General features: G+C 71.6%; 18 protein-coding genes. 4 read left to right on the top strand and 14 right to left on the bottom strand.

Annotated features, from left to right (window positions below):
• Window positions 1-61: 61 nt before the first annotated feature.
• The 7 genes from ACIP5K_RS10795 to ACIP5K_RS10765 all read right to left on the bottom strand — a co-directional run bounded on the left by ACIP5K_RS10795 (window position 62) and on the right by ACIP5K_RS10765 (window position 3,521).
• Complete coding sequence (locus ACIP5K_RS10795) at window positions 62-277, bottom strand: hypothetical protein (protein ID WP_401407717.1); 216 nt, start codon at window positions 275-277, stop codon at window positions 62-64.
• A gap of 79 nt (window positions 278-356) precedes the next feature.
• Complete coding sequence (locus tag ACIP5K_RS10790; protein WP_401407715.1) at window positions 357-968, bottom strand: hypothetical protein; 612 nt, start codon at window positions 966-968, stop codon at window positions 357-359.
• Between the two features lie 15 nt (window positions 969-983).
• On the bottom strand, window positions 984-1,808 hold the full coding sequence (locus tag ACIP5K_RS10785; RefSeq protein ID WP_401407713.1) for a hypothetical protein: 825 nt from the start codon (window positions 1,806-1,808) through the stop codon (window positions 984-986).
• A 77-nt stretch (window positions 1,809-1,885) separates the two neighbouring features.
• Complete coding sequence (locus ACIP5K_RS10780) at window positions 1,886-2,461, bottom strand: hypothetical protein (RefSeq protein WP_401407711.1); 576 nt, start codon at window positions 2,459-2,461, stop codon at window positions 1,886-1,888.
• Complete coding sequence (locus tag ACIP5K_RS10775) at window positions 2,458-2,895, bottom strand: hypothetical protein (RefSeq protein ID WP_401407709.1); 438 nt, start codon at window positions 2,893-2,895, stop codon at window positions 2,458-2,460. The genes ACIP5K_RS10780 and ACIP5K_RS10775 overlap by 4 nt, the downstream gene beginning before the upstream one ends.
• 87 nt (window positions 2,896-2,982) lie before the next feature.
• Complete coding sequence (locus ACIP5K_RS10770; protein ID WP_401407707.1) at window positions 2,983-3,231, bottom strand: hypothetical protein; 249 nt, start codon at window positions 3,229-3,231, stop codon at window positions 2,983-2,985.
• Window positions 3,228-3,521, bottom strand: coding sequence for a helix-turn-helix domain-containing protein (locus ACIP5K_RS10765; protein WP_401407705.1), 294 nt, complete (start codon window positions 3,519-3,521; stop codon window positions 3,228-3,230). The genes ACIP5K_RS10770 and ACIP5K_RS10765 overlap by 4 nt, the downstream gene beginning before the upstream one ends.
• A gap of 270 nt (window positions 3,522-3,791) precedes the next feature.
• On the opposite strand from ACIP5K_RS10765, the gene ACIP5K_RS10760 reads away from it, so the two are divergent.
• From ACIP5K_RS10760 to ACIP5K_RS10750, 3 genes are all read left to right on the top strand, one after another.
• Window positions 3,792-4,211, top strand: a complete 420-nt coding sequence (locus ACIP5K_RS10760; protein ID WP_401407703.1) for a helix-turn-helix domain-containing protein — start codon at window positions 3,792-3,794, stop codon at window positions 4,209-4,211.
• 190 nt (window positions 4,212-4,401) lie between these two features.
• Window positions 4,402-4,647, top strand: a complete 246-nt coding sequence (locus tag ACIP5K_RS10755) for a hypothetical protein (RefSeq protein ID WP_401407701.1) — start codon at window positions 4,402-4,404, stop codon at window positions 4,645-4,647.
• A gap of 9 nt (window positions 4,648-4,656) precedes the next feature.
• On the top strand, window positions 4,657-6,243 hold the full coding sequence (locus tag ACIP5K_RS10750) for a site-specific integrase (RefSeq protein WP_401407699.1): 1,587 nt from the start codon (window positions 4,657-4,659) through the stop codon (window positions 6,241-6,243).
• Between the two features lie 320 nt (window positions 6,244-6,563).
• On the opposite strand, the gene ACIP5K_RS10745 is transcribed toward ACIP5K_RS10750, so the two are convergent.
• From ACIP5K_RS10745 to ACIP5K_RS10720, 6 genes are all read right to left on the bottom strand, one after another.
• On the bottom strand, window positions 6,564-7,058 hold the full coding sequence (locus tag ACIP5K_RS10745) for a YbaK/EbsC family protein (protein WP_401407697.1): 495 nt from the start codon (window positions 7,056-7,058) through the stop codon (window positions 6,564-6,566).
• Entirely contained in the window at window positions 7,055-8,899 is a 1,845-nt protein-coding gene (locus tag ACIP5K_RS10740) for a class II fructose-bisphosphate aldolase (RefSeq protein WP_401407695.1), read from the bottom strand. Before ACIP5K_RS10740 ends, ACIP5K_RS10745 begins: the two co-directional genes overlap by 4 nt.
• Entirely contained in the window at window positions 8,896-10,359 is a 1,464-nt protein-coding gene (locus ACIP5K_RS10735; protein ID WP_401407693.1) for a hypothetical protein, read from the bottom strand. Before ACIP5K_RS10735 ends, ACIP5K_RS10740 begins: the two co-directional genes overlap by 4 nt.
• Before the next feature lie 589 nt (window positions 10,360-10,948).
• Window positions 10,949-11,200 (bottom strand): chaplin, encoded by a 252-nt coding sequence (locus tag ACIP5K_RS10730; protein WP_401407691.1) that lies wholly within the window; start codon window positions 11,198-11,200, stop codon window positions 10,949-10,951.
• A gap of 102 nt (window positions 11,201-11,302) precedes the next feature.
• Window positions 11,303-11,458 (bottom strand): hypothetical protein, encoded by a 156-nt coding sequence (locus ACIP5K_RS10725; RefSeq protein ID WP_401407689.1) that lies wholly within the window; start codon window positions 11,456-11,458, stop codon window positions 11,303-11,305.
• Window positions 11,459-11,582: 124 nt separating this feature from the next.
• Complete coding sequence (locus ACIP5K_RS10720) at window positions 11,583-12,779, bottom strand: FAD-dependent monooxygenase (RefSeq protein WP_401407687.1); 1,197 nt, start codon at window positions 12,777-12,779, stop codon at window positions 11,583-11,585.
• A gap of 254 nt (window positions 12,780-13,033) precedes the next feature.
• Between ACIP5K_RS10720 and ACIP5K_RS10715 the strand changes: the two genes are divergently transcribed.
• Complete coding sequence (locus ACIP5K_RS10715; RefSeq protein ID WP_401407685.1) at window positions 13,034-13,300, top strand: chaplin; 267 nt, start codon at window positions 13,034-13,036, stop codon at window positions 13,298-13,300.
• Window positions 13,301-13,394: 94 nt separating this feature from the next.
• Here the strand turns inward: ACIP5K_RS10715 and ACIP5K_RS10710 are convergent, their stop codons facing one another.
• A complete protein-coding gene (locus tag ACIP5K_RS10710; protein WP_401407683.1) occupies window positions 13,395-14,264 on the bottom strand; it encodes a tyrosinase family protein in 870 nt (289 codons plus the stop codon).
• Window positions 14,265-14,270: the final 6 nt, after the last annotated feature.

The raw sequence follows: 14,270 nt of genomic DNA, 5'->3' as shown, positions 1-14,270 counted from the left end.
GGGTGGGGCGTGGGGGGTCCGCCGCCGGGCGGGGGGAAGTGGGAGGCCCGGCGGCGGACGGTCAGAGCACGTCGGCGAGGGCCTGGGCGAGTCCCTCGACGAGCGCGTTGCGCATCTCGTCGGGCATGTCCGGCTCGAACGCGAAGTGGATACGGGCGATGGGGCGTTCAGCGGCGCCGAGGGTGACGGTGTGCGCGTCGGCCTCGAGCCCGTCGGTGAGCAGCTTGGCCGTCCACTCGGTGGTGACGTCCGCGACTCGGGCGGTCAGGTCGGCCACTACGGGCCTCCGTTCTGGTGGTTGGTCCGCCCGCCGCCGCGCGGTGTGGTCGCGGCGGCGGGCGGCGCGGGTGGGCGGGTCAGAACGGGGGCTCGTCGCCGGGCTGCGCGGCGGGCGCGGCGGCCTGGTGAGCGAGGGCGGCGGTGGCCGGGTTCTGCTGCGCGGCGGCGTACTGCTGCGGGGTGAGGCCGGGCGGCGGGGTGGTGATCTCGCCGGTGGTCGGGTTCACGCCGGGCGGCGCCGCGGGCGGCCCCTGCTGGTCGAACCCGAGGTGCGCGGCGGCGGCCGCGACGTAGTGCGCGTCGTACTGCTTGGCCGGGGACATGCCGGGCCCGCTGGCGGGCAGCTCGTTGGTGAAGCGGACACGGAGGGTGCCGCCGACCTCCAGGCCCTTGGCGCCGGCCGCGCGCACGGCGTCGGCGACGGCGTTCTTCATGTGGCTCTTGATGAAGATGCGGCGCTTGCCGTCGTCGTCCTCGATGGCCGGGTCACGGACGTCGGTCTGGACGGTGACGACCATCTGCATCATCGGGTCGCCGTTGGACCAGAACTTCTTCTCGCCGGTCTTGATGTCGCGCTGCTGTTCGAGGGTCGGGGGCTCGGTGATCTGCCCGCCGACGATGGTTCCGATGGTGGGGAACTTGGCGGTGGGGGCACCGCCGCCGCCCATGAGGAAGCTGTTGGCGTCCATGGATACGTCTCCTGCTTATGCGATGAGGGATTCGAAGCCGTGCCGTGCGGGCCCGGCCGACTGGACACCCGGGCAGCCGACCGTCAGGTCCGTGGAGCCGGGCTTGAACCACGGGCAGAACCGGCACTTGGCCTTGCTGTCCGTGGGGATCTGGGCCCACCAGGTGTGGGCGTAGTCCGTCGCCTGGGCGCTGTCGTCGTCGAGGCGGGCGCGGACGGCGTCGAGGCGGGCGAGCGCGTCGAGCGCGACCTGCCGCTGGTAGGGCTCGGTCCAGACGTGGACGCGCAGCTCGTGGTAGCGGGCGACGAAACAAATTGCGACGCGCTCGGGGGTCTCTCCGGCGTTCTCCTGGCCGAGCCCATAGAGGTGGGCCTGGGTGCGGTACTGGGTGCCGGGGCCCTCGCGCCGGTACTTGTCGAGGGTGGTGTGTCCGACGAGCTTCCAGTCCCACACGGTGCCGGTGGCCCGGTCGTATAGGTCGGAGGATCCGGCGACGATGAGCGCGGCGAGCTGGTGAGGGCGGACGGTGACGCGCTCCTCGACCTTGTAGCGGGTGCGGCCGGTCTCCTGGTCCACCTTGTTCCGCGCGGTGAATACCTCTTCCATCCAGGAGTGGAAGCCGGTGCCGATGACGGAGGCGATGGGGTCGCCGTCGTCGCGTGCGGTCGGCCAGTCGAGCAGCTTGTAGGCGAGGCGCCGGTCGCACGGGTCGCCGACCTCGGATGGGCCGATGCGCTTTTGCAGGGACCGGGGCGAGTTGGTGGCAGCGTCGATGATGAGGTCGGCGATGCGGCGCGCGAGCGTCTCGCCGGTCTCGTCGCTGCCGGTGGTCTTCGCCACGGTGGTGCCCTTTCGTTCGGTGGTGCTGGGGTGGCCGGGCCCGCCCGGAGCGAAGCGGGCCCGGCCGGTCTCGGTGGCTAGTCGTGGCCGAGGGCGGCGAGGGTGGGGCAGGGCCAGGGCTCGCCGTCGTGGGTGCAGTGCTCGGAGTCCGGGAACTTTGTGTGGATGCCGCGCGCGGCGGTGGCTCGCGTCTCCAGCTCGACGAGCTGTTTGCGGAGTGCGGTCAGGTCGGCGGCGCGCTCGGGGCTGTTGAGGAGTCCGGCGGCGTCGAGGGCGCAGGCGATGCCGGCGGAGGTGCGGTGCTGCTGGAGGGCGGCGAGGATGACTCCGGCCGCGCTGGTGATGGCGCGCGCGTTCACTCGTCGGCCTCCTCGTCGTACTCGGAGGCGGGTCAGGGCCTCGCAGTGCGCGCGGGCGGCGGCCGCCGAGGTGTAGTGGCCGAGGGTGATGCCGGAGTCCGGGTGCTCCGCGCGGAAGACCTCGGCGGTCGAGGGCGCGGGCTGCGCGGCGGCGAGCGCGAGCGTGGCGTAGATCTGCCCCTCGGCGGCGAGCGCGTGCCCGGTGCCCGGGTCGGCGCCGTCGCCGTAGGTGAAGTGGTGGGCCTGGGCGGCGAGGCGCTCGGCCTGCGCGGCGTACTGGTCGACGGAGTTCACGCGGTCACCGCCGGGCCGATGGCGGACGTCTGCGCGGCGGGCGACGTGGCGAGGGCCACGACCGGGCCGGGCGTCTTCACGCGCGGCTCGGTGGCCTGCTCGGGAGTGAGCAGCACTCCGTGCCCGGAGATGTCCACCTTGAAGCCGTGGACCGTGGTGGTGGCCTCGACCCACGAGTGCGCGCCGCGGCCGTGCAGTTCGACCGTCAGCGGGTTGATGCGCAGGGCCTCTCGCCACGCCTCCATGGCGCTCGCGTTGCGCAGCTGCAAGTCGAAGGACGCAGGGGACTTGTGGAACGGGGCGTGAATGACGATGTACGCGTCCGGCAGCTCGGGGTGCCGGGCGATCAGGTTGGCCAGCACCGCGACAGCGGCGGTCATTTCCTTGATCGGGCCGGAGAAGGCGGCGGCGGGGTGGGTAGTCTGTGTGGTCACGGTGACCTCTCTCTGTTGGGGTTGCCGGTCGTGGTCGCTCGGGCCGGGAAAGCAACGGGCGGCCATCGGCGTTTCTGGGGGCCGCGGTCAGGCGGCGACGGGCGCAACCTCGGTGGAGGCGTGCGGATCGGACAGGCCCATGGCGGCGAGGAGTTCGGACCGGCGGACCCTGAAGTGGCGGCCCATCCGGATGACCTCGATCGGGAACTGGCCGCTCTCGATGAGCTGGTAGCCCGCGGTCTGGCCGATATTCAGCGCCCGAAACGCGTCCAACGCCGTGGGCATCGCGGGGAGTGCGAGGGCCTCGGCCGGCGTCAGCGCGTTCTTGACGCTCATGCCGGCACCGCCTCAAGCGGCTGAACGGGGACGAACGCGCGCCCGGCTCGCTCACACGGGATGCCGAGGACCAGCAGATCGACCCCGATCGTCTGAGCGATCTTTCGCGCTGCGTCCTCGTTCAGCGTGCGCTGCGTGCCGTTGAGGATGCCGCCGACGGTGCTGACGGCGATGCCCGCGGCCTCGGCAAGCTCCCGCACGGTGGCCCGGCGGCCGGTACCCGTGCGCTTCATGAGGCGGCGCAGCAGCGGGCCGTCCATGAGGAACTGCGGAACGTCAGGAGTGATCATGTCTCTCCACTGAAACGAGTCGTCCAGGTGGTGCAACGTCTGGAGCATTGCATTGCCTGAACGTCTTGTCCAGTGAGTGAAACGGATTCACGCGGGGCGCGTTTCGGTCAGACCCCGTGTGCGCCCTGGCGATCGTGGCCCGTACGCTGAACAATCTGTTCAGGACATGAGATGACCCCCCGCGCAACCAGTGCATATGCACTTGAGCAACATGAGTCGACCGAACGACCAAGGATCAGCTGAGCCCACAGGAGTGGCAGGATGACCCCCATGGCCGCACAGGACACACCTCCCCCCACGGAGCGCGAGGACCGGACGCAGTTCGCTGACCTCGTGCGGCAGCGCCGCGCCGCCCTCGGTCTGTCCTTCAAGGAGTTCGCCAAGCGCGCCGTCGACCCGGAGTCGGGCGAGCAGGTCACGTCCTACAGCTGGGTGCACCGGCTGGAGTCCGGCGAGCCGGTGACGCCGCCTCAACTTCCGGAGTTGCGCGGTCTGGCCCGCGCGGCGGAGGTGCCGCTGGAAACCATGCAGGATGCGGCCGGGCAGCAGTTCCACGGCGTCGACCCGGCGTGGTCCGAGTCGGGTGAGGCTAAGGCGTATGTTCGCCGCCTGGAGCGCATGACGCCGGCTCAGCGGGAACAGCTCATGCGCTTCCTGGACTCGGTCGCTCCTGACGGAGATGTCGACTAGTCGACGACCCAGTGTGATGATCTAGGGGATATTCACTCGTTCGGGTTACCTTCTGTGAGGGAACCGTGCCTGCTCGTATCGCGTTTCTCCCTCTAGTGCGATCATGTCGCCTCACCCACTCTCACCTCAACGGGTGGGTCTGATCGCATTATCGAACACACGGCCGAATGTCGAGTGAGAGGGGGCGGAGATGGTCAACGGTAAGGGTCACCGGCCTGCACGGGCCTGGTATGAGATCCGGGACGATCTGCCCGACGGACATCTGCTCATGACGGTGCTCACCCCGCAGGGAACGATGATCGCGGTACGACGTGGTCACATCAGCGGCGAGATGGTAGAAGAGCTGAACAGGATGCTTGAACATGTGGTGGGCACCGGGCTCTGGCAGCCCGGCGCCGATGACCAGCCCGACGAGTCCAACGGGCCGCAGACGTAGGGGGTTTCCATGCCAAGTCCGCGCCGGGCAGGAGGCATCACGCGACGCTGTGAGTGTCGCGGCACGGACGGCAAGCTGCTGGGGTCCAAGTGCCCCCAGCTGAAAAAGCGGACCCACGGCGCCCTGACCCTGCGCCAGGAACTCCCGCTCGACGACACCGGAAGGCGCCGGCCGTTCCGACGCACTGGATACACGCTGCTCAAGGAAGCCCAAGCCGACCTCTCCCGGCTCCAGGCCATCCTCGACCTCGCGGGCGACGACGACGCGGACCAGATCCGCGTCGGCGACTACCTCGCAGAAGTGCAGCGCACGCGGGCCCCGATCCCCGAGGCCGCTGACGTTCAGCGGAAACTCGGGGTCGGCGTCCCGCTCGACGGCAAGATGACCGTGGGCGACTGGCTCGACGTCTGGATGGCGAGCAAGAAGACCAGGCCCACCACGAACCACGGCTATGCCAGCCACATTCGGGTCCACCTGAAACCCGCCCTCGGGCACCTCCGCCTCGACCGGCTGGGCGTCCAGCACGTCGAGGCCATGTTCGACGCCATCGACGAGCGCAACGAGACGACCCAGGCCGAGAACGCCGCCCGCCGGGAGCAGGTCGCCCGCTGCAAGCGCAGCAAGCCGGGTGCTCCCAAGGCGGCCGAGCGCGCCCAGCTCGCGGCCGAGCGTGAGCGCCTGGCCGCGATGCCTCCGTTCAGGAAGATCACGGGCCTTTCGACGAAGCACGCGATCCGGCGCACGCTCCGGACGGCGCTGAACAAGGCCATCGCCAAGACGGGGCTGATGTTCAACGCTGCGGCGCACGCTGAACTCGCCACCGCGACGCGGCCCAAGGGGCTGCTGTGGACCAAGGAGCGCGTGGCCCGCTGGCGGGAGACCGGCGAGAAGCCGGGCCCTGTCATGGTGTGGACCCCGGCCCAGCTCGGCGCGTTCCTGGACGAGGCCGAGGGAGACCGGCTGTACGCGTTCTTCCACCTGATCGCTCATCACGGCCTGCGCCGCGGTGAGGGCGTGGGACAGGGCTGGGCCGACTTCTCGCCGGAGCGGAAGGAAATCCGCGTCTCGGCCGAGATCGTCGTCGACGGTTGGACGCCGGTAGAGACGGCGCCGAAGACTGACGGCAGCGTGGGCGTCGTCAAGGTGGACGCGGGCACCGTGCTCGTTCTCCAGGAACATCGGGCGCAGCAGCTGGCCGAGCGCGACGCGTGGAACGAGAAGGCGGCGGCCGAGCGGCAGCAGGGGAAGAAGACGCCCGCCTGGTCGGACAACGGGAAGATGTTCACCCAGGAGGACGGCTCCTGGCTGCACCCGGACATGGTCAGCCGGGCGTTCCGCCGTATCTCCGACGCGGCCGGCCTTCCGCCCATCAACCTGCGCGACCTCCGGCACGGCGCGGCCGCGCTCGTGAAAGCGGGCGGGGGCGATCTCCACGACGCGAAGGTGAAACTGCGGCATTCCACCATCACGCTCACGTCGGACACGTACATGGAGCTGTTCGAGGAGTACGAGGACGAGGTGACCGAACGCGCCGCGGCGGCCGTTCCTCGCGCGCGGCGCGGGAACGCCACGGACAACGGGTCTGCGAAGGCGTAGAGTTGAGGCAGTTGTTCAGGGCCTCTGACCTGCGGGTCGGGGGCCTTTCTGCTGGCCCGCTGCTGGCCCGAGAGTCGCGTAACGAGGCGATACAGGACGGTACGAGACGCTGTTCACCACTCATCGGGATCGGAAGAAAGTTATCGTTGAGCTGGGCTTTCCGGCGTGCGACGGCGCGAGACGATACGAGACGACGCGAGACGTGATGAGAGTTCCACAGACTTTTAATCCATTGGTTGTGGGTTCGAGTCCCACAGGGTCTACGAGGAAAGCCCAGCTCAGGCAGGTGCCTGGCTGGGCTTTCGGCGTGTTCGGGCGCGCTACTCCACGGCCGCCGCCGCGGGCGCCGCGATCGGCGCCACCGCGGGTGCCACGATCCGTACGTAGTCCTCGGTCGCCATGACCACCGACCGGTCCAGCCGCCCCGCGTTGAAGGCGATCTCCGCGTGGGCCGCGAGGAACTCCCCGTCCACGACGACGGGCAGGTCGCCGGAGAGGGACAGCGGGGGGATGGCGCCGACCACGCAGCCGGTGAGCCGCTCGGCCAGCTCCGCGGGGGCGAAGCCGCCCTTCTTGCCCGCGACCGCCGCGACGACCTTCTTCAGGTCCGCGCGCCGGTCGCCCGCCAGCACCGCGAGGACGGCCGGGGACTCGATCCCCTTCACCCGGCACACCAGCGCCTTGGCGCCCTGCGACACCGTCGTGCCGCGCACCGCCGAGACCTCCTCGGAGCGTCCTTCGGCGGGGTGCTCGACCACGCGGTACCTGGCCCCCTCACGGGTGAGGAGATCGACGATCTGTTCGAAGGGACTCAACTGCGGCCTCCCAGGGCCTCTCGGGGCGTGCGGTCGCGGAGCGGGGCCGCGTAGCGCCGCTCCAGCCGGCTGACGAAGGTGTCCACGAAGGACGGCGGCTCATGGGTCCAGGACCGCCAGTCACGGGTCGCCTCGGCAAGGTACGACATCCGCCGGACGTGTCTCCACGTCCCCTCACCCGTCGGTGCCCCGCCCCCGTCACCGAGGTCGACCGGCAGCTGGGCGCGGAGCGCCTCCAGGTAGTCGGTGTAGACCCCGCTGCCGAAGTTCACCCGGGCGACCCCGTGCGCCGGCAGCGACGCCAGGTCGACCCGCGAGAGCGAGCTGCCGCCGTGCACGACGAGGGCGCGGCCGGTGCCCGCCAGGGTGGTGGTGAGGGCCTGGACGAGCCCGTGGTCGATCGCCGCGTGCCGGTGCCCGCGGGCGGGCTCGGTGGCGAAGACCTCGTCCCACAGCTCGGTCTTGCGCCGCGCCTTGGCGAGCCGCTGCTCCAGCCACTCCCGTTCCAGTACGTCGATCAGCGGGCGCTGGAAGACCGGCACGCGGTCCCGGGCCGCGCGGAACACGGCGTCGAGCCGCGGCCCGTCGCCCGGCGCGTCGCCTTCCGTCGTGGCCCGGCGGGCGAGCGCGGCCACCAGCCGGTGCTCGGCCGAGTACCCGGGCAGCCCCGCGTCGTCGAGGCCCTTCTCGACGACCGCGCAGGCCCGGGCGAAGGCGTGCAGGTCGTCACCGGCGCCCCGGTCGTCCAGGAGACCGACGTCGGCCAGCGAGCGCCGGGTGGCGGCGAAGCCGTAGTCGAAGCTGTGGAACTGGCCCACGTGCGCCCCGACCAGATCCAGGTCCGTGTGCTCGACGAACCGGGCGAAGTCGCTCGTCGTCGTCTTGTTCCACTTGCGCAGCCCCGCCGCGTCGATGGAGCCGATCTCGCCCTCGACGAGGACGCCGTAGCCCCGCGCCAGCTCCGTCGCCGCGTTGGTGAACAGGATGTTCTGGTGGAGCGTCCGGCCGGATCCGTCGACCATGACCGAGTCGAAGCGGGCCTCGCAGGCCGCCTCGATCACCTCGTGGTCGTCGGCGTGGTCCAGGTGCAGCAGCAGCCGCGACCCGAGGACGGTGTTGAGCCGGTCGACGTCCTGGCGCAGGGTCGTGAAGACCTCGGCGACGGCGGCGGCCGGGTCCCGGCCCACGCGGTCCGCGACGAACAGCAGCGCCTCCTGCGGCGAGATCTCGCAGTACACCTCCCGCCCGGTGCGCGCCGAGAGCAGGGCGTACGGCAGCAGCATGGACGGGTGCTTCACGTTGAAGTTCGGCACCGCGCCGGACCACCGGGCGGGCGGCGCCACCGCCGCGCGGGCCTGCCGCGCGGCGGGCCGCCGGTTGCGCAGCTCCCAGTGGTACTCGTGCCGGACGCGCCGCACCTCGGCGACGAAGCCGGGCAGGTCGGTGTCGCCCGGGGCCAGGGTGCGGACCAGCGGGCCGAGGGCGCGGGGGTCGAGGGCCCGGCGGTCCTCGACCATGAAGACCACACCGAGCAGCGGGTCGTCGCGGCGCAGCGCCTCGGTGCGGCGGGCCGCCCAGCCCATCGCGGCCAGGCCGCTGACCGGCAGCTCCTCGCAGACGAACGCCACCGACTGGGCGGCGAGCGTGTCCAGCACCCGCTCGCACGGCAGCCGCTCGTCGGCGATGACGGTGCGCAGCCCGAGGCGTTCCAGGAGCGGCCGGGCCCACCGGGTCTGCCAGACCTCCGCGCCGATCACGGCGTGCGGGACGTCGGAGCGACGGGGCCGCGGGACGGTCCGGCGCACGCCGGGCGGCAGGTGGGGCCGGATCGCCGTGCTCACCGGAACACCTCGCCCAGCAGCCGGGCCGCGGCCGGCGAGTCGACGTAGGAATCGAAGGAGTAGGCCAGCCGGTCGAGGTCGTGGTGCTGGAGCAGGTCGGCGACCTCGGCGCGCACCGCCGCGGGCTCGGCCCGGCGCAGCACCACCTTCGCCACCAGCCGGGCCACCTCGCGCATCTCCGCCTCGCGCAGCCCGCGCCGGGTCATCGCCTGGACGCCGAGCCGCAGGCCGTGCAGTCCGTTGGCGCCCGGCACCTCGATGTTGGTGGTGCGGATGCCCGCGCGCGCGAGGTCGCCCAGGGACAGCCGCAGCGCGTCGGCGGCCGACCCGGTGACGATGTGCACCTGATGGGTCTCGGTGAACCCGAAGGACTCGCCGGAGACGCGCACCCCCTCCTCGTGCAGGGCGTGCGCGAGGGTCTGGGCGTTGGCGATGATCTGACGCGCGTAGTCGTGTCCGTAGAGGGCGATCTCGGACAGGGCCACGTACATGGGGGCGATCAGCTCGGCGTGCGAGTTGCTCTGCATCTGCGGGCACACCCAGTCCGAGACCGCGCGGAGCTTCGGGTGGTCCGCGTCCCGGAAGGCGATGTACGCCTTCTGCGGTCCGGCGATGGTCTTGTGGGTGTTGCCGTGCACGGCGTCCGCGCCGAGCAGCGTGGGCTGCGGCAGCGCGCCGCCCGCGATCAGCGCGCCGTCGTGACTGGCGTCGTAGGCGAGGAAGACGCCCTCGGGCAGCGCGGCCCTGATCTGGGCCAGCGGCTGCCAGCGCAGCTTGAACGACTGGTCGAGGATGACGAGTTTGATCTCCGGGTGCTCGGCGCAGAGCGTGGCCAGCCGGTCCACGTCGATGAGCAGGGTCCGGTCGACCATCGGCAGGTGGTAGGTGTTGACGCCCGCCGCGGCGGCCAGCGACTCCAGGGCGAAGTGGCCGCCGTCCTTGTGCGCGAAGTGCACGAAGCCGTCGCCGCGCCCGCAGGCGCCCAGCAGGACGGCCTGCTCGGCGACGGAGCCGCCGTTGGGCCGCCAGTCGAAGGTGGCCGCCTCGAAGAGCTGCCGGCCGATCCCGGTCAGCTTGCCCACCAGTGACGCGTTCGCACCGGAGTCCGGGAAGGCCCACTCGCCCGCCTCGGCCGGATACGGCGGCGCGAACTCGTAGAAGCCGCCCTGGAGTCCGCTGCCGAGCATCCGCACCAGCTTGCTCGGGTAGTTCTCGCTGGCGGTGAGGCTCAGGTGCTGCTCGCGGTAGGTGTTGTCGAGGACGAAGTCCGAGGCGAGCCGTTCCAGGAGATGGGCCACCCGGTCGTCCGACCAGTCGGGGCCGAGCGCGGCGCCGCTCTCCTGCGCCGCGTCGCCGACGATCCCCGCGGCGTCCTCGACGATCCCCTCGGCCTCCGCCGCCGCCGCTCGTGCGGCCTCGTCGGCCAGATCGATGTCGTCGTCTTTTTCTGCCACGCGCATGAGAAAAACCCCCCGTTGCATGTCGAGAAGAACAGGGAGGAGCGCCGACAAGAAGTGAGGAGCGGGCACCGGCGCACGGCACTGTGCGCGGTCGTGCGCGGGGATCAGGAATTCCCGCGGTCGCCCGAACTCTTCACACGAGCCCCCCCGTGCGCTTCGGCCGCGGACCCGGACGTGTCCGCCTGCCGATCGCCGAGAATATTACGAGAAAGATCAACAGAGGCCGAGCGGAACCGGCCACTTCCCTTTACGGCGATGATTACGGAGAACTCGCCCCACTCGCGGTGAATCCCGCCCAGAGAGGGGTGACCTGGGCGCTCGATGCCGGAGAGCGCGGTGGGCGCCCGGCTCCACGGAACGGAATTGTGTGCTCCGGGCCCGGGCGGGCGGCGGGTGAAGCGCTTCGGTCCGCGGTCGCGGTCTGGCTCGAACCGGCTGCGTCGGACGGCGATTTCCGGCAGGCCGGAATTCCGCGCAACCCTTTCCGGAAAGCGCCGGCCGCTCCGCGCCGCACGCGGGGAAACGCGCGTGTCCGCCGCCGGTAACGCGTACCGGCGGCGGACACGCGAGCAATTCAGGCGCGCGGAACCTAGCCGTTCACGCAGGTGTTGCCGAACGCCGGGTTGAGCAGACCGATCACGTCGGCGGAGTTGCCGCACAGGTTGACCGGAACGTCGATCGGGACCTGGACGACGTTGCCCGACAGGACGCCGGGGCTGTTCGCGGCGAACCCGGCGGCGGTGGCGCCGTCGGGGCCGTCCTGCGCGGAAGCGATGGCGGCGGAACCGAGGACCGCGGTCCCGGCCAGGACCGTGGCGGCGGCGAATGCGCGAAGACGCATCGTTTCTCCCTAAAAGGTGAGGGAATATGACGCGTCAATCACACCGCCACCGGGCGTGCGGGACGCCGAATTGAGCCGTAGGCGGGCGTGTCCCGGCGGCCGTCAGCGCCCCGGGTGCGGCGCCGGGTCCACCCGCACCCAGCCCCGCGAGGGCCGGGCCGGCCGGGCGGGCGGCGGCCCCGGCACCGCCCGCCCGTGGGCCTGCCACAGCCGCACCACGGTCTCGTAGATCGGAGTGTCCGACGGATGATTCGACATGCTTGTCGGATCGTTTCTCTTCATCTCCATGCCCTGCTCAACGAAGTACGGCCGCCGGAAGAACGGACCGTTATCCCGGTGCAATGAAATCGGCGGGATCCGGTGTCCGTCCCGCCGCCGGGCGTCAGCCCTTCTGGAGGAAGCGGGCCAGCCGGTGGCCGAGACCGCGCTTGAGGGCGCGCAGCGGGCCGCTGCCGTCGGCCAACCGGTTCAGCCGGTAGTACAGCCGGGGCGGCACGTGCGGGAGCAGCGGCGAGTGGCGCTGGCCGAGCAGGGCGAACATCTGGTCCGGCGGCAGGTGCGCGTAGCGCGGCAGGTTCTCGTACCAGGCGGCGCTGTGCCGGGCCGCGCTCTGCAACGGCAGCAGCGCGTGCCGCCGGGTCTTCTCGTAGCGGCCGAGGGCGGAGGCGAGCGGGGCGTCGCCGCGCAGGGCGTCGGCCAGCGCCATCGCGTCCTGCATCGCCAGCGTGGTGCCCGCGCCGATGGAGTAGTGCGTGGTGTGGGCGGCGTCGCCCAGCAGCACCAGATTGCCGCGGGACCAGGTCCGGTTGGTGACCGTGCCGAATCGCTGCCACTGCGCGGGGCCGTCCACATCGGTGCGGCCGATCAGCGGGTGCCCGCGCAGCGGCTCGGCGAAGAGGTCCCCGAGCAGCTTCAGGGCGACGTCCCGCTCCAGCACGTCGAGGCCGAGGCCGGTCCAGGTGGCGGGCGGGCACTCGACGATGAAGGTGCTGTGCCCGCCGTCGAAACCGTAGGCGTAGCACCAGATCCAGCCGTGCGCCGTCGGTACGAAGGCGAAGGTGAACGACCGGAACACCTGGGTCGTGCCGAGCCAGACGAACCGGTTGCGCCCCGGCACGGTCCGGGTGCCGAAGTGCTCCGCGTGGGCGTCGCGCAGCACACTGCGGGCGCCGTCCCCGGCCACGACCAGGTCGGCGTCCAGGTCCGGGTCGCCGGGCGCGACGGGCCGGTCGTAGGCCAGTTCGACGCCCAGCGACCGCGCCCGCTCGCCCAGGATCTCCAGGAGGCGGTGGCGGCCGATCGCGAAGCCCGTGTCGCCGGGGTGGACCGTGGTGCCGCCGCCGATGTGCGCCACGCCGTCGGTCCACCGCACCGAGTGCTCCTCGATGGCCCGCGCGGACTCCGGGTCGTGGGCGGTGAGGGTGTCGAGCATGTCCGGCCAGTAGGTGACGCCCCAGCCGTACGTGGCCCCGGCGGGATCGCGTTCGCGGACGGTCACGTGCCGCCGCCGGTCCTGCCGTTTCAAGAGAATGGACAGGTACAGCGACGCGGGCCCTCCGCCGGCGCAGACAACCTTCACACGTCCTCCTTGGCTGCGAGTGACTAGCCGGGCTACCGGGGAAACGACGGCGCGCCGCTCGGGTTGCTGATCGGGCCGGCGGCGAAGCCCGGACGCCCCGGCCCCCGCCCGCCCCCGCCGGGGCACCGGTGCGCCGGGTACTGCCCTTTTTCGGGAGGTATCGCGGTATAAGCCGTTACTGGCGGTGGGCCGTGCCGTTGAACACGCGACGGCTGCGACCACGCGGCCGCACTGCCAAGCAAAAGGAGAACGTGATGTCTCGCATCGCGAAGGCAGCCGCTGTCGCCCTCGGCACGGGTGCCGTGGTGATGAGCGGCGCCGGTCTGGCCATGGCCGACGCGGGCGCCCAGGGCGCTGCCACCAACTCGCCGGGCGTGCTGTCGGGCAACCTGGTCCAGGTCCCCGTCCACGTTCCGGTCAACGCCTGCGGCAACACCGTGGACGTCATCGGCCTGCTGAACCCGGCGTTCGGCAACACCTGCGTGAACAGCGACGGTGGCGACGCCGGCTACGGCGGCTGATTCCCCGCAGCGTACGCGGACTGACGAGGGCCCCCGGCACGGTGTGCCGGGGGCCCTCGTGCGCGCGTCCGCCATCGGGCGTCGTCAGCGCGCCCTACGCGTACCGGTACAGGCTCTTGTGTTCGAGCATGTCGCGGATCGGGGTGTTCCACGGCGGCATGGCGTCGCCCGCCGCCAGCACCCGCTTGCGCTGCGCGTCCCCGAGCCCGGGGCGTTCGGCGGGCAGGTAGGGCGCCGCGTCGGGGTGCCGCTCGCGCCAGCGCGACCAGCACCGGTCGACGAAGGCGTGGTGCAGCCAGAACACCGGGTCGTTGACCGATCCGGCGCCCAGCATGTGGCCGCTCACCCAGCGGTGCACCCGGTTGTGGTTGTACCAGGTGCGGTCGCCCAGGCGGCTGGGCCAGCCCTCGAAGGCGTTGCGGAAGCCGGTGGACGCCGTGGAGTTCCACGGCTGGGCGTCGTACGCGGACTCGCGCATCGCCGACGCCAGCTCGGCCGGGTCCGGCAGCTCGACCGGCGCCTGCGGCCGGCCGAAGTCCCGCATCAGGAAGTCGCCGTCGGTCACGGCCACGGTGACGGTCCAGTGGCCGTGGGCGCGCGCGAACGGCCCGGTGGTCACCTGCCGGTCGCTGCGGCGTCCGTTGCCGCCGAGGAAGTCCTCGCCCCACAGCGACGCGGCCGGCGTCCGGTCCGCCGTCCAGTCCCAGTACGGGACCGTGACCCCCGCGTCCACCTTCTGGAGGGCCCGCTCGAACTCCAGCAGGAACTTGCGGTGCCAGGGGAAGAACGACGGCGCCATGTGGGCCACGCGCAGCCCGCCGTCGCCGTCCCCCTGGTAGTACTCGATGTGCGTGCGCACGAACTCGTCGTAGCGGCCGCTCTTCTTGACCGCCAGCACGGCGTCCACGAAGCGCCGCTTCTGCGCCCTGGTGAGCGCGTTCTGGTTCTGCCGGGTGTGGACCATCGGCCC

The organism is Streptomyces sp. NPDC088785 (genome assembly GCF_044750685.1).
GTDB lineage: Bacteria > Actinomycetota > Actinomycetes > Streptomycetales > Streptomycetaceae > Streptomyces.
The sequence above is the reverse complement of the archived record's forward strand: the minus strand, read 5'-3'. Positions and strand labels throughout refer to the sequence as shown.